Genomic DNA, 14017 nt, shown 5'->3' on the forward strand with positions numbered 1-14017 from the left:
CGACTCATGGATGGCAGCCCTATCAAGGCTGCCAGGTGGTGCGCTCGCCGCTGAGCCGGTGGTCTAGAAAGCTCGCCGCGCTGATCAGCGCCAGGTGGCTCAACGCCTGGGGCGTATTGCCCAGGTGGTGGCCGCGCCGATCCAGCTCCTCGGCATACAAGCCCAGGGGATTGGCGTAACGCAGCAACTGCTCGAACTCCAGATGGGCTTTTTCCAGCCTGCCGGCGCGCGCCAGGCACTCCACGTACCAGAACGAGCAGGCAATAAAGGAGCCCTCTTCGCCCTCGAGCCCATCGTCGGTGCGATAGCGATAGACCATGCCGTCACGCACCAGCTGCTGCTCGATGGCCTCCAGGGTCGCCAGCCAGCGCGGGTCGGTGGCAGCGACGAAACGCATCAGCGGCATCAGCAGCATGGAACCGTCGACGTCCTGGCAGCCGATGCGCTGCACGAAATGGCCGCAGTCGTCGTCCCAGAAGTTGTTCCAGATATCGTCATGGATGGCCTGGCGCTCATCGTTCCAGCGTGCGAAAGGTGCCGGCAGCGAGCGCTTCTGGGCCAGTCGAATGGCACGGTCCAGGGCCACCCAGCACATCAGCCGCGAGTGTAGAAAGTGCTGTTCCTCGCCGCGGATCTCCCAGATGCCCACGTCCTTCTGCTGCCAGCTGTCGCAGACCTGGTCGACGATGCCCACCACATGTTTCCAACCCTCGTGGGAGATCGCCTCGCCGTACTTGTTGGCCAGGTACACGGCGTCCAGCAGCTCGCCGAAGATATCCAGCTGGGTTTGCTCGTGGGCCTCGTTGCCGATGCGCACCGGCCTCGCACCGCCATGGCCGGCCAGGTGATCGAGAGAAGTTTCCGGCAACTGGTGCTGCCCGCGCAGGCTGTAGAGAATGCGCAGGTGCGCGGGCGTTTCCGAGCAGTCATCGACACGGTCGCGCACCCAGCGCATGAAGGCATTGGCCTCGTCGGAAAAACCCAGGCGCATGAAGGCATAGACGGTAAACGAGGCGTCGCGAATCCAGGTGTAGCGGTAATCCCAGTTGCGCTCGCCGCCTGGCGCCTCGGGCAGTCCGTAGGTGGCGGCGGCGATGATGCCGCCGTGCTTGCGCGAGGTCAGCAGCTTGAGCGCCAGCGCCGAGCGATGCACCATCTCGCGCCAGCGACCACGGTAGTTGGACTGCTTCATCCAGCGCCGCCAGTACCGGAGGGTTTCCTGCAGGCAATGCTCGCAGGCACCGGCAGCGACCAGCGGATCATCCGGCGCGCCCAGCACGAACTCGGCATGCTCGCCTTCGCGTAACTCGAACTCGGCAACGGCGCAGTTATCATCGACGCTCAGCGCCTGGCTTGCAGATAACCGCAAGCTCGGCTGACCGGGCGCATGGAACAGCACATCCTCGCCATCGACCTCGGCGACCGTCTCGGCGCGGCTGTAGTCATGCCGCACCCGACAACGCAGGCGAATGGTGGTGCTGCCGGATATCACGCGAATATTGCGAACCAGCCGCGGCGCGGCGTCGACATCGGTGTTGATCGGCATGAGGTCGGTACATTCCACCACCGCCTGCTCGTCCAGCCAGCGCGTCTGCAGCACGTTGGTATCGGGCAGATAGAGTTGCTGGCGCCGCGCCCCTGGCAGATCCGGCGCCAATTGGAAGACACCCGCCTCTGGCGTATCGAGCAAGGCGCTGAAGATCGACGGGCTGTCGAAATCCGGCCAGCAGAAAAAGTCCACGCAACCGCTGTCGGCCACCAGTGCCGCGCTGCGCATGTCGCCAATGATGCCGTGGGCTTCGATGGGCATCTGCTGGTTCTGGATATCAGCCATTGTCACGAAACTCCGGATAAAGGCTCATGCCGCCATCGATGAACAGCGTCGTGCCGTGGACGTAGTCGGCGGCATCGGAGGCCAGCCACACCACCGCATTGGCAATGTCCTCGGCGTCACCAATGCGACCATAGGGAATCAGCTCGAGCAGCTTGTCGGCGGCCGCTCCCTCGGTGGCCTCGCGATTGATCGCGGTGCGGATCGCTCCCGGCGCAATGGCGTTGACGCGGATGCGCTGCTCGCCAACCTCCTGCGCCACGCTGCGCATCAGCAGGTCGAGCCCGCCCTTGGAGGCGGCGTAGTTGGCACGCCCAGCCCAGGGAATCAGCTGGTGCACCGAACTCATCTGAATGATCTTGCCGGCAGCGCGGGAAACCTCTTTTCGAATACCCTGTTTGGCGAACTGCCGCAGGGCGGCACGTACGCAAAGGAACTGGCCGGTGAGGTTGACCTGCAGCACCTGGTTCCACTCCTCCAGGCTCATGTCCACGGTGGGCGCATCGCGCTGCATGCCGGAGTTGGCCAGCAGGATATCCAGGCGCCCGAAGGTGGAGAGGGTTTCCGCAAATAGCGCCTCGACCTCCTGCTCGCTGGAAACGTCGGCCTTCACGGCTATCGCCTGCCCGCCTTGATCAGCAATTTCTGCGGCAAGGCGCTCGGCGGCCTCACGCCCGGATCGATAGTTGAGCACTACCGCGGCACCCGCGTCCGCCAGCGCCTTGGCCGAGGCCGCGCCAATACCCGAACTGGCGCCGGTGACCAGCGCAACCTGTGACTGCAGAGAGATGAGCATGGCGATTCCCCTGTCTCGACTTGCTACACCTGACCGACCGACAAGCGGCGGAGTTCAGGTAAAAGCCCACTGCCGTCGATCAGCACACCAGCACCTACCTGCCCTGTCGCCAATCAAAGAAGAATCGACAGTAGAGGAACGTCGCCATGCAAGAAATCGAAAGCCTGCTCGCCTACCTGAAGCGCCACAAGCTGTACCTGACCACCGCAGAATCCTGCACCGCGGGCATGGTGGTGGCATTGCTCGCCAAGCACCCCGGCAGTGGCGAATGCCTGGACAGCGGCCACGTGGTCTATTCTCCGGCAGCCAAGAAGCGTCTGCTCGGCGTCAGCCAGCACACCCTCGACAACTTCAATCTGACCAGTGAAGAGGTCGCCCGGGCCATGGCCAATGGCGCCCTCGAAGGCAGCCCGGCCAATGTGGCAGTGGCCACCACCGGGGTGGCCGGACCGGAACCCCAGGGCGAGATCCCCGCCGGCACCCTGTGCTTCGCCTGGGCATTTCGGCTGCCAGACGGCGCCATCCGATTGTTTTCCAGCACCGAGCACTTCAACGGCGACCGCTCAAGGATTCTTGATGACGCAGCGCGCTTCGCCCTGCTGCGCCTGCCGGAACGACACGCTCAACTGCTCGCTGAAAGCCGGGCCTGACGCCCGGCCTGCCGGCGTGCCTCGCTCGGTCGCGCGGTGCCTGGGGGTGAGCGATAAATCTCGCCATGCGTTGCTGGAGGAGCTGGCAAGGGAACAGGTCAAGGCTTGTCCATTGCCTGCGTCCTCCTGCTGCGGGTAGCTGCCCGCGTGGCACGATTTATCGTGGCGACGCGGCTCGCGTCGCCACAATAACCCCTAGCGCTTGCCCGGCAGGATCGAACCCAGCACCTGCTTGGTCGCCTGGCGCAGAATACCCCCCTGATTCGGATCGCCCTGCCACAGGGTGGCGGCGAAGGCCTTGGCCTGGGCCGGGGTAATGTGTGGCGGCAGTGGCGGCACGTCGGGATCAGTTTTGAATTCGATCAGCACCGGGCGATCGGCGGCGAACGCCTGCTCCCACGCGGCGGCAACATCTTCTTCGCGGTCCACGTAAATACCCTTGAGGCCGATGGACTCCGCGAACTGGTGATAGGCAACGCTGGGAATGTCCTGGGACGCCGAAAACTTCGGATCACCCTCCATCACCCGCTGCTCCCAGGTAACCTGGTTGAGGTCTTCGTTGTTGAACACCGCGCAGATCCAGCGCTTGTCCTGCCACTCGTGCCAATACTTGGCCACCGTGATCAGCTCGGCCATGTTGTTCATCTGCATCGCGCCATCGCCGACCAGTGCGACCACCGGGCGATCCGGATGGGCGAACTTGGCGGCGATGGCATAGGGCACCGCCGCGCCCATGGATGCCAGCCCGCCGGACAGCGAGCAGAGCATGTCCTCGCGCATTTTCACGTCACGGGCGAACCAGTTGGCGCAGGAGCCGGAGTCACTGGTCACCACCGCGCGATCGGGCAGGCGCGGCGAAAGCTCGTAGGCGACCCGCTGCGGATTGATCGGCGAGGCCGAGGCCATGGCACGACGCTTCAGGGTGGTCTGCCACTGCGCCGTCCAACGCTCGATACGCTTGCGCCAGGTGCGCAAGGTCTTGCGTTCGAGCAAGGGCAGCAGGGCCTGCAGGGTGTCCGCCGCATCGCCCTGCAGGTTGACCTCCATGGGGTAGCGCAAGCCGAGCATGTCCGCCTGGATGTCGATCTGCACGGCGCGCGCCTGGCCTTCCTTAGGGAGGAACTCGGCGTAGGGGAAGCCCGAGCCGATCATCAACAGGGTGTCGCACTCGTTCATCATCTGATAGCTGGGTTTGGTGCCCAACAGGCCGATCGAACCGGTTACCCAGGGCAGGTCATCTGGCAGCGCTGCCTTGCCCAGCAACGCCTTGGCCACGCCGGCACCGAGCACATCAGCCACCGCGGTCACCTCTCGGCCAGCCCCCAGGGCGCCGGCGCCGATCAGGATCGCCACTTTCTTGCCGGCATTGAGCACATCCGCCGCACGCTGCAGGTCAGCTTCATAGGGCACCACGCGCGGCCGGCTGTAACCGACCCCGGAATGCAGGGTGCCATGCTCCCGGGCCGGTTCCTCGTAAGGCAGGGTCTGCAGGTCGTTGGGCAGGATGATCGCGGTCACCCGCCGATCGCCCAGTGAGGTGCGAATGCTGCGGTCGACCAGGTGCCTTACTTGGGACGGCGCACTGGCCTGCTGCACGAAGGCGCCCGCCACGTCCTTGAACATCGACAGCAGATCCACCTCCTGCTGGTAATGCCCGCCCAGCGCGGTACGGGCCTGCTGCCCGACAATCGCCAGCACCGGCATATGATCCATGCGTGCGTCGTACAGGCCGGTGAGCAAATGGGCCGCGCCGGGACCGGAGGTGGCGATGCAAACGCCCAGGTCACCTGAGAACTTGGCGTCGGCCGCGGCCATGAAGGCGGCCATTTCCTCGTGGCGGGCCTGAATGAAGCGTATCTTGCCCTCGGCCCTGGCCAGCGCGCCGAACACGCCGTTGATGCCATCTCCCGGATAGCCATAGATGCGCCGAACGCCCCATTGATAAAGGCGTTCAACGATGAAGTCTGCGACTGTCATGCTCATGGAAAACTCGCTCGAAGTTCAGGCCCGCAGCGGGGCCGACATGGATGGAGTTGCCACGCGACGGCTGTGTGGCGCGACGGCTCGACCAGACAGTTTGCCTGCCCGATAGCAATCTTGACCGGAGCGCAAACCCAGAGGTTTAGGTTTTCTGCCTCAACCGCTGCGCACGGTTGCTCCGGCAAAAAGATCGAACGTGCAGCGCCGGTGACCCTCAAACCCGTATAGCAACGAACCGAGGGATGCGGCATGACCCAGCAGATACCCGACCCGAGCCAGGCACCCGACTTGCCAGTCGAACCCTCTCCGCTGGGCCCGCCCCATGATCCCGACAATGATGCGCTACCGGACAAGCCACAGCCCGACCCCGTCTGTACGGGCGTGACCGGCTAGTTCATCCACCATCAGGAGTGAATACATGGTCGCCTTCGAACCGCAATCGCAACCCGAACCACAAGGCCCGGCATGCCAGAACGTCAGAGGCTGGGAGCGCCTGCTGTCCCTCGGCGGTGGGGTATTGCTGGCGATACTGGGCGCGAGCAAACAGGGCGAGCAAGGCCGGCGCCAGCTGGGTGTCGGCGGTCTGCTGTTGATGCGCGGGCTCAGTGGTCATTGCAGCGTGAAAAGCGCGATGGATGACCCCTTGGCCGAGATTCGCTATTTGCGTGCCCGGGTGCAGCGCCTGCAGGAGCTGGTGCTGATGGCCGAGGAAGTCGCCGACCGTACCCGCTCCGCCCCCGTACCGCCGGTACCCGTAGCGCCGGTGGATATCGTCACGCCGATCGCCGATGAACTCGCCAGCCGCGAGCAGAGTCGCTAAGCAGGCAAGCAACAGCCTTTCACAGCATCAACAGGTGTAGTCATATGGACAACGACAACAACGATCGCCCGCACAAGCGCCCTGCCAAGGTCATTGCCGGGCACTGGCAACAGGACGCCGAGCAGCAGTTGCGCGCGCGTATTCAGGCCGAACAGTCGCATACCGATGACCTCGAGGCCCTGGCGCATATCGCCCGCTCCACCATTGCCGACCTGGAAAACCCGGACGCCCCCCAGTCCCCCGATCGCCTGCAGGAGGCAGCCCGCCAACTGGCCGTGCTGCGCGATGCCCTCAACGACTACCGCAGCCAGGCGGTGCAAGGCGTCGACCGCTTTGCCCGCACCCACCCCCTGTGGCTGGCGGCTGGCGGCTTGGCCCTGGGGTTCGCCGTGAGCCGGGTGCTGTGCCAGCGTCGCCGCGGCACCGACGAACATCCGCGCAAAGGAGCCCTGTGATGAGCCAGGAACCACGGCAACCTCAGCATGAGCCCTCCCTGCTCGGCCTGCTACGCCAGCTGACCGGTGAAGTACAGACACTGTTCACCAAGGAACTGGCGCTGGCCAAGGTCGAGCTCAATGCTTCCCTGCAGGCTACCAAGACCGGCATCGCCGCTGTCGCAGGCGGCGCCATCGTGCTGCTTTGTGGATTGCTGATGCTGTTGCTCTCTGCCGTCTATGGCCTGAGCGAAGTGCTGCCGCCGTGGCTGGCAGCGCTGATCGTCGGCATCGTGGTGGTGGTCATCGGCCTGGTGATGCTCAAGGTCGGCCAGCAGAAATTCACTTCCTCCGAACTTACCCCCGAGCGCACCCTGGATTCCTTGCAGAAAGACAAGGAAGCGGTGCAGAGGCAAATGTCATGAGCACCCACAGCACCATCGCAGCCGAATCGCGCAAACCGCCGGAAGTTCTCGAACAGGAAATCGACCTGCAGCGTAACCGTATCGACGCCCTGATCGATGAGGTCGAGGCCCGCTTGACGCCGCAACGGCTGATCGACAGCGCCCTGGCTTACGGGCGTGAAAGCGGTGGCCTGGAAATGGCCGAACGCCTCGGCCAGACCCTCAAGGCCAACCCCGTTCCCGTGGCGATGACCGCCATAGGCCTGGCGTGGCTGGCCTTGGAGCAGACCCGCAGGCACGCCCACATGGCGCCCGAGCCTGAACGGCCTGCCGATCACGAGTCGCTTGCCGACGCGCTACATCACGCCAAGCACTCGCTGGACCGCAGCACCCAGGCGCTCAGGCAGAAGCTGCATGACCTCAGTGACGGGGCGAGCGCCGCCAGCGCGCAGGTCAAGCAAGGCGCTGGTGCCTTGAGCCAGGCAGTGCGTCAACGTCCCTGGGCCTTTGCCGCAGCGGGCCTGGCACTCGGCACGGTGGGAGGTCTTCTGGGCGCCGGCCGCCGACAGCAACCTGCCGAGCAACCCGAATCGCAGGCCTACGATGTTCCGAATATCGAAGCAGGCTTCGACGAGCTGGACGACGAACCGCCCTTCCGTCCCGGCTCCATCTGATTCACTGAGGCCGCTGCCGCGTGCAGCGTCCCCCACCAGTGAATCGCAGAAACGAAAAAAGCGCCCTAGGGCGCTTTTTTGCGTTGCTTCCGGGTGTTCAGTGGGCCCTGGAAGCGATATATGGCGCAGCGGACGGGACTCGAACCCGCGACCCCCGGCGTGACAGGCCGGTATTCTAACCGACTGAACTACCGCTGCGCATACCTCGATTGGTGGGTGATGACGGGATCGAACCGCCGACCCTCTGCTTGTAAGGCAGATGCTCTCCCGGCTGAGCTAATCACCCTTCACTCTCGAAGTGGGGCGCATTCTAGAGAGCGACCTGCACCTTGGCAACCCCCCTGGCGAAAAAAAATTATCGGCGTTCCAAAGGCTTAGGAATCATCATGGTTTCAGCCCACAAATATTCGCGCGCCTCGATACAGGGTTGGCCTAATCGCCCAGTGAAAGGAATAATGCGCCCTCGCGCGGGTCTGATCGTCGCGCGGCGAGCGTCCTCACCGCCGCCAGACTGCCCATGCTCTGCCACCTCGGCAGCAGCCTTGCGCCCGAATTGATGATTTCTTGTGCGCCGCGGCGCCCATCCGCTAACTGGAGACACCCCGCTCATGTGGTTTCGCAACCTGCTGGTCTACCGCCTTACCCAGGACGTCGATTTCGACACCGAAAAGCTGCAAACCGCGCTGGCTGCCAAGCCCGCCCGCCCCTGCGCCAGTCAAGAACTGGCCACCTATGGCTTCGTCGCCCCGTTCGGCAAGGGCGAAGATGCGCCGCTGGTGCATGAAAGCCAGGGTTTCCTGCTGATTTCGGCACGCAAGGAAGAACGCATCCTGCCCGGCAGCGTGGTCAAGGACGCCGTGAAGGAAAAGGTCGACGAGATCGAAAACGAGCAGATGCGCAAGGTCTACAAGAAGGAGCGCGAGCAGATCAAGGACGAGATCGTTCAGGCCTTCCTGCCCCGTGCCTTCATTCGCAAGTCGGCGACCTTCGCCGCCATCGCACCGGCCCAGGGCCTGATCATCGTCAACGCTTCGAGCCCCAAGCGCGCCGAGGACCTGCTCTCCACCCTGCGTGAAGCCATCGGCTCGCTGCCGGTGCGCCCGCTGACCGTGAAGATCGCCCCGAGCGCCACCATGACAGACTGGGTCAAGGCCCAGAAAGCGGCTGCCGATTTCCACGTGCTGGACGAATGCGAGCTGCGCGACACCCACGAAGACGGCGGCATCGTGCGCTGCAAGCGCCAGGACCTGACCGGCGAAGAAGTGCAACTGCACATGAGCTCGGGCAAGCAGGTCACCCAGCTGTCCCTGGCCTGGCAGGACAAGCTGTCCTTCGTGCTCGACGACAAGCTGGTGGTCAAGCGCCTGAAGTTCGAGGACCTGCTGCAGGAGCAGGCCGAGCAGGATGGCGGTGATGATGACCTGAGCCAGCAGGACGCCAGCTTCACGCTGATGATGATGACCCTGGTCGAGTTCCTGCCGGCATTGTTCGAAGCCCTGGGCGGCGAAGACACTCCGCAAGGCCTCTGAGTTGAACCCGCAAGGTGGATTGGGGCGCGTAGCCGGCGTTTTTTCCGTCCACCTTGCTATCCTTGCCCGCCTGCCGCGCCCTCTGCGCACCTGCACACCCAACAATAACTGACCGCCAGCCAGCGCTCTGCCCCCCGGAGCCTGCCACCGCTCTTTAGGGAAACCTCGCCATGTCCGCCTTGATCGCCCTCAGCCGCTTCGTCGGCAACACCTTCGCCATCTGGGTTCTGCTGTTCGCCGTATTGGCGTTCATGATCCCCAGTGCGTTTCTGCCGTTGACCGCGTTTATCGTGCCGCTGCTCGGGCTGATCATGTTCGGCATGGGCCTGACCCTCAAGACCGAAGATTTTCGTGAAGTGGCCCGGCACCCGCTGCGCGTGCTGATCGGGGTGCTGGCGCAGTTCATCATCATGCCCGGCATGGCCTGGCTGCTCTGCCAGTTGTTCGCCCTACCCCCGGAAATCGCCGTTGGCGTGATCCTGGTGGGCTGCTGCCCAGGCGGCACCGCCTCGAACGTTATTACCTGGTTCGCCAAGGGCGACGTGGCGCTGTCGGTCGGCATTACCGCGGTGACCACCTTGCTGGCGCCGATCGTCACCCCGGCACTGATCTGGCTGCTGGCCTCCGAGTGGCTGCCGGTGTCGTTCTGGGCGATGTTCAGCTCGATCCTGCAGATGGTGCTGCTGCCGATCGTCCTTGGCCTGGTCGCCCAGCGCCTGCTGGGCGAGCGGGTCAGGCTGGCCGTCGAGGTGCTGCCACTGGTCTCGGTGGTTTCAATCGTCGCCATCGTCGCTGCAGTAGTGGCGGCCAGCCAGGCGAAAATCGCCGAGTCCGGCCTGCTGATCATGGCCGTGGTGGTGCTGCATAACAGCCTGGGCCTGGGTCTCGGTTACCTGGCCGGCGTGCTGACCGGCATGCCGCTGGCGCAGCGCAAGACCCTGTCCATCGAGGTCGGCATGCAGAATTCCGGGCTCGGCGCCGCCCTGGCCAGCGCCCACTTCTCGCCATTGGCAGCGGTGCCCAGCGCGCTGTTCAGCGTCTGGCACAACCTCTCCGGGGCGATGCTGGCCACCGTGCTGCGCCGCATCAAGGATGACCGCGACAAGTAGGCTGGCGTTAGCAGCAACCGCAACTGGTGGGCTAAAGCCCACCCTACAGCTTCAGCCCACCAGCCAGTCATGAATTGACGGCAGGGTGCTCTTGCACGCTTGGATACGACGATCTGCTTTATCGCAACACCTCGCTTCCAGCCGGCTTGCCCTGACAACTGCATCATGCACAATAGTGGGGCACGCCGAGGACGACCCCGGGTTCAAGTGCCTGACTACCGGGGACGACCCCACCGCTATCCGTGAGGGTCATATGTCCTGGATCATTCTGTTTTTCGCCGGCCTGTTCGAGGTTGGCTGGGCCGTCGGCCTGAAATACACCGACGGTTTCACCCGCCCTCTTCCGACCGTGCTGACCATCGCCGCCATGCTGGTCAGCCTGGGCCTACTGGGCCTGGCCATGAAGGAGTTGCCATTGGGTACCGCCTACGCGATCTGGACGGGCGTCGGCGCGGTGGGCACGGTAATCGCCGGCATCATCCTGTTTGGTGAGTCCATGGCGTTGATCCGCCTGGCCAGTGTGGCGCTGATCGTCTGTGGTCTGGTCGGTCTGAAGATGAGCCACGGCTGACATGAAAAAGCCCGCCGATTGGCGGGCTTTTGTTTCCCCGGGTTCAATCGCCCAGCTCAGCGATTATCCCCACGCAACCTCTGCACCTCGGCCTGCAATACCTGCCGCGTCGCTGCCGCGGCCTCGATGGGCGCACCAGCGGTGAGATCGATCCGCGACCAGAAGCGGCGGAACAGCCCCTTTTGCGGGTCGCGGCTGAAGAAACTGCCCCACAGCCCGCCCAGCGCCATGGGAATCACCGGCACCGGGTTGTCCTGAAGGATGCGCTCGACACCGGCCTTGAATTCGTCGATCTCCCCGTCGGCTGTCAGCTTGCCTTCAGGAAAGATGCACACCAGCTCGCCGTCGCGCAGGTATTCGCCGATGCGCTTGAACGCCGCATCGAACACCAGCAGATCCTCGCTGCGCCCAGCAATCGGCACCGTACCGGCGGTGCGGAAGATGAAGTTGAGCACCGGCAGGTTGTAGATCTTGTAATACATCACGAAGCGCACCGGCCGGCGCACCGCACCACCGATCAGCAGCGCATCGACGAACGATACATGGTTGCACACCAGCACCGCCGGCCCCTCTTCCGGAATCGCTTCGAGGCCCTTGTGCGTCACCCGGTACATCGAATGGCCGAGCAGCCAGATGAGAAAGCGCATGGTGAATTCGGGGACGATCTTGAAGATGTAACTGTTCACCGCCACGTTCATCAGCGAAATGACCAGGAACAGCTGCGGGATCGACAGCCCGGCGACGCTGAGAAAGAGGATCGACACCAGCGCCGATACCACCATGAACAGCGCGTTGAGGATGTTGTTGGCGGCGATCACCCGGGCTCGCTCGTCTTCGGCGGTGCGCGACTGGATCAGCGCATACAGCGGCACTATGTAAAAGCCGCCGAACACGCCGATGCCGAGGATTGAACCGAGCACCCACCAGGCATGGCCAAAGCCCAGCAGCGCCAGCCAGTCATAGGGCTGCGCTGCTTCGGGAATACCACCCGACGCCCCCCACAGCAGAATGCCGAACAGCGACAGGCCGATGGAGCCAAACGGCACCAGGCCGATCTCCACCTTGCGCCCGCTCATGCGCTCGCAAAGCATCGAGCCCAGGGCGATGCCCACCGAGAACACGGTGAGGATCAGGGTGACCACGCTCTCGTCGCCGTGCAGCCACTCCTTGGAGTACGCCGGAATCTGCGTCAGGTACACGGCGCCGAGAAACCAGAACCACGAGTTGCCGACCAGCGAGCGCGACACCGCCTTGGGTTGCGTCAGGCCCATGCGCAGGGTCAGCCAGGTTTGCCGGAAGATGTTCCAGTCCAGCACCAGATCGGGCAGCGCGGCACTGGCCCGTGGAATACCCCGCGCCGACAGGTAGCCGAGCACCGCGACCAGCACCACCGACGCGGCGACGATCACGCTGTAGTGGGCGCTGGTGAGCATCAGGCCGGCGCCTATGGTGCCCGCCAGGATCGCCAGAAAGGTGCCCATTTCCACCAGCGCGTTGCCGCCGACCAGCTCTTCGGGTTTCAACGCCTGGGGCAGAATCGAGTACTTCACCGGGCCGAACAGCGCCGACTGCAGGCCCATGGTGAACAGCACCGCGAGCATCAGCGGCAGGCTGCCGAGCAGCACGCCAGCCGCGCCGACGGCCATGATGAAAATCTCGAAGAACTTGAGCCGGCGGATCAGCAGATCCTTGGCGAACTTCTCGCCAAACTGGCCGCCAAGGGCGGAAAACAGGAAGAACGGCAGGATGAACAGCATGGCCGCGACGTTGACCAGCAGGTCGCGGTCCGCCTCCAGGCTGAGCTTGAAAAGAATCGCCAGGATCAACGACTGCTTGAAGATATTGTCGTTGAATGCGCCGAGCAGTTGCGTCACGAAGAACGGCAGGAAGCGCCGGCTTTTCAGCAGAGCGAATTGCGATTGCTGACTCATCGATACCTTTCCCTTTGCGGATTCGATGAGCATTGGACTGCAACAGCCCGGGCAAAGCCACAGCCGTGCCGTTTTTTGTAGACCGCGGCGCCTTTTCAGCTGAACAGCGGGTTGCCGCGCAGCCGCGCCACCGCCAGGTCGACGAAGGCGCGCACCTTGGCCGGCGCCTGCCGGCCTTCGGGGTACAACACGTGAATCGGCAGCGGCGGCTCCTCGAAGGCCTCGAGCACGATCTGCAGCGCGCCCTCCTGCAGCGACGGGCCGGCCTGGTAGCTGAGCACCCGGGTCAACCCCCAGCCGGCGCGCGCCGTGGCGATCGCCGACTCGTTGGTGTTGGATTGCAGCACGGGATCGACGAGCACCCGCTGGCCCTCGGCAAAACGCCACTCCGGCGAGGCCCAGGCGCTTTGCGAAACGACGATACGGTGGTGTTTCAGCTCGGCGGGCGTTGCCGGTACACCATATTTCGCCAGGTAGGACGGCGCCGCACAGATCACCCGACGCACCGAGCCGACCTGGATGGCGGTGAAGCCCGAGTCCGCCAGGTGGCCGATACGAATTGCCACGTCGATGCCCTCGTCGACGATGTTCACCGGGCGGTCGACGAAAAAGGTGCGCGCATGCATGCCCGGGTAGACATCCAGGTAATCGAGCACCAGGGGCAGCACGTGCAGGTGACCGAACATCGACGCCGCGGTGACGGCCAGGGTGCCGGACGGCTCGGCGTAATGACCGGCGGCGGCCAGCTCCGCCTCGGCGATATCGCCGAGAATCCGTCGACAGTCCTGCAGATAGCGGCTGCCGGCATCGGTGGTTTTTACCGAGCGCGTGGTGCGCACCAGCAGCCGTGCGCCGATCAGATCCTCGAGGCCGGCGACGATGCGCGTCACCGCCGGCGCACTCATATGCATCTGCCGCGCGGTGCTGGCGAAACTGCCCGTCTCCGCGACCCTCACGAATACCCGCATCGCCTGCCAACGATCCATCTGCCCACTCCTCTGTTCAAGCGCTGGCTGCGCTGGTGGCGCAGCCAAGGGAGTATGCCGTATCTGATGGCGCCGAGTGGGTGCACAACTGCATACGCAGAGCGCGTTCAGGATCACTCAAGGCTGATTCTGGAAAGCAAAACCGGTGGCAGGAAGGTGGCAGGAGCGGCCATTTGCAGTGGTGGGCTGAAGCCCACCCTACAGATCGTGCCAGCCTCGTAGGGTGGGCCGGGCGGCGATCCGCTTCAGCCCACCAATATGAGCAGGTTTGCAATCGCAGTACGGCCGGCCGCATTTGCCTT

General features: G+C 64.2%; 14 protein-coding genes and 2 tRNA genes. 9 read left to right on the forward strand and 7 right to left on the reverse strand.

The features are described from left to right. Positions 1 to 22: 22 nt before the first annotated feature. Positions 23 to 1834, reverse strand: a complete 1812-nt coding sequence (locus tag BM154_RS02960; RefSeq protein WP_074880803.1) for a glycoside hydrolase family 15 protein — start codon at positions 1832 to 1834, stop codon at positions 23 to 25. Beyond that, positions 1827 to 2627, reverse strand: coding sequence for a glucose 1-dehydrogenase (locus BM154_RS02965; protein WP_074880807.1), 801 nt, complete (start codon positions 2625 to 2627; stop codon positions 1827 to 1829). Before BM154_RS02965 ends, BM154_RS02960 begins: the two co-directional genes overlap by 8 nt. A gap of 146 nt (positions 2628 to 2773) precedes the next feature. Between BM154_RS02965 and BM154_RS02970 the strand changes: the two genes are divergently transcribed. Then, on the forward strand, positions 2774 to 3277 hold the full coding sequence (locus tag BM154_RS02970; protein ID WP_074880810.1) for a CinA family protein: 504 nt from the start codon (positions 2774 to 2776) through the stop codon (positions 3275 to 3277). Positions 3278 to 3472: 195 nt separating this feature from the next. On the opposite strand, the gene BM154_RS02975 is transcribed toward BM154_RS02970, so the two are convergent. After that, the gene (locus tag BM154_RS02975) at positions 3473 to 5260 is read right to left on the reverse strand and encodes a thiamine pyrophosphate-requiring protein (RefSeq protein WP_074880814.1); all 1788 of its coding nucleotides are present in this window, start codon (positions 5258 to 5260) and stop codon (positions 3473 to 3475) included. Positions 5261 to 5506: 246 nt separating this feature from the next. Between BM154_RS02975 and BM154_RS24260 the strand changes: the two genes are divergently transcribed. From BM154_RS24260 to BM154_RS02995, 5 genes are read left to right on the forward strand one after another with little or no spacing between them, the layout of a single operon-like run. Next, on the forward strand, positions 5507 to 5650 hold the full coding sequence (locus BM154_RS24260) for a hypothetical protein (protein WP_170286255.1): 144 nt from the start codon (positions 5507 to 5509) through the stop codon (positions 5648 to 5650). Between the two features lie 25 nt (positions 5651 to 5675). Continuing rightward, entirely contained in the window at positions 5676 to 6077 is a 402-nt protein-coding gene (locus BM154_RS02980) for a YgaP-like transmembrane domain (protein ID WP_074880817.1), read from the forward strand. Between the two features lie 44 nt (positions 6078 to 6121). Continuing rightward, complete coding sequence (locus BM154_RS02985) at positions 6122 to 6532, forward strand: hypothetical protein (RefSeq protein ID WP_074880820.1); 411 nt, start codon at positions 6122 to 6124, stop codon at positions 6530 to 6532. Continuing rightward, a complete protein-coding gene (locus tag BM154_RS02990) occupies positions 6532 to 6936 on the forward strand; it encodes a phage holin family protein (RefSeq protein WP_074880822.1) in 405 nt (134 codons plus the stop codon). The genes BM154_RS02985 and BM154_RS02990 overlap by 1 nt, the downstream gene beginning before the upstream one ends. Then, positions 6933 to 7589: a DUF3618 domain-containing protein gene (locus tag BM154_RS02995; protein WP_074880825.1), complete on the forward strand. Its 657-nt coding sequence runs from the start codon at positions 6933 to 6935 to the stop codon at positions 7587 to 7589. The genes BM154_RS02990 and BM154_RS02995 overlap by 4 nt, the downstream gene beginning before the upstream one ends. Positions 7590 to 7710: 121 nt before the next feature. On the opposite strand, the gene BM154_RS03000 is transcribed toward BM154_RS02995, so the two are convergent. Both BM154_RS03000 and BM154_RS03005 read right to left on the reverse strand, forming a co-directional pair. Next, positions 7711 to 7787, reverse strand: a tRNA-Asp gene (locus BM154_RS03000). A gap of 12 nt (positions 7788 to 7799) precedes the next feature. Beyond that, positions 7800 to 7875, reverse strand: a tRNA-Val gene (locus BM154_RS03005). Between the two features lie 322 nt (positions 7876 to 8197). Here BM154_RS03005 and rdgC point away from each other — a divergent pair. From rdgC to sugE, 3 genes are all read left to right on the forward strand, one after another. Continuing rightward, complete coding sequence (gene rdgC, locus BM154_RS03010; RefSeq protein WP_074880827.1) at positions 8198 to 9118, forward strand: recombination-associated protein RdgC; 921 nt, start codon at positions 8198 to 8200, stop codon at positions 9116 to 9118. A 170-nt stretch (positions 9119 to 9288) separates the two neighbouring features. Then, positions 9289 to 10227, forward strand: coding sequence for a bile acid:sodium symporter family protein (locus BM154_RS03015; protein WP_074880830.1), 939 nt, complete (start codon positions 9289 to 9291; stop codon positions 10225 to 10227). Between the two features lie 253 nt (positions 10228 to 10480). Continuing rightward, positions 10481 to 10798, forward strand: coding sequence for a quaternary ammonium compound efflux SMR transporter SugE (sugE, locus tag BM154_RS03020; protein ID WP_074880832.1), 318 nt, complete (start codon positions 10481 to 10483; stop codon positions 10796 to 10798). 56 nt (positions 10799 to 10854) lie between these two features. On the opposite strand, the gene BM154_RS03025 is transcribed toward sugE, so the two are convergent. Then, positions 10855 to 12729: an MFS transporter gene (locus tag BM154_RS03025; protein ID WP_074880835.1), complete on the reverse strand. Its 1875-nt coding sequence runs from the start codon at positions 12727 to 12729 to the stop codon at positions 10855 to 10857. 95 nt (positions 12730 to 12824) lie between these two features. Continuing rightward, on the reverse strand, positions 12825 to 13715 hold the full coding sequence (locus tag BM154_RS03030) for a LysR family transcriptional regulator (RefSeq protein ID WP_074880838.1): 891 nt from the start codon (positions 13713 to 13715) through the stop codon (positions 12825 to 12827). Between the last annotated feature and the right edge of the window lie 302 nt (positions 13716 to 14017).

The organism is Phytopseudomonas argentinensis, assembly GCF_900113905.1.
Classification (GTDB): domain Bacteria; phylum Pseudomonadota; class Gammaproteobacteria; order Pseudomonadales; family Pseudomonadaceae; genus Aquipseudomonas; species Aquipseudomonas argentinensis.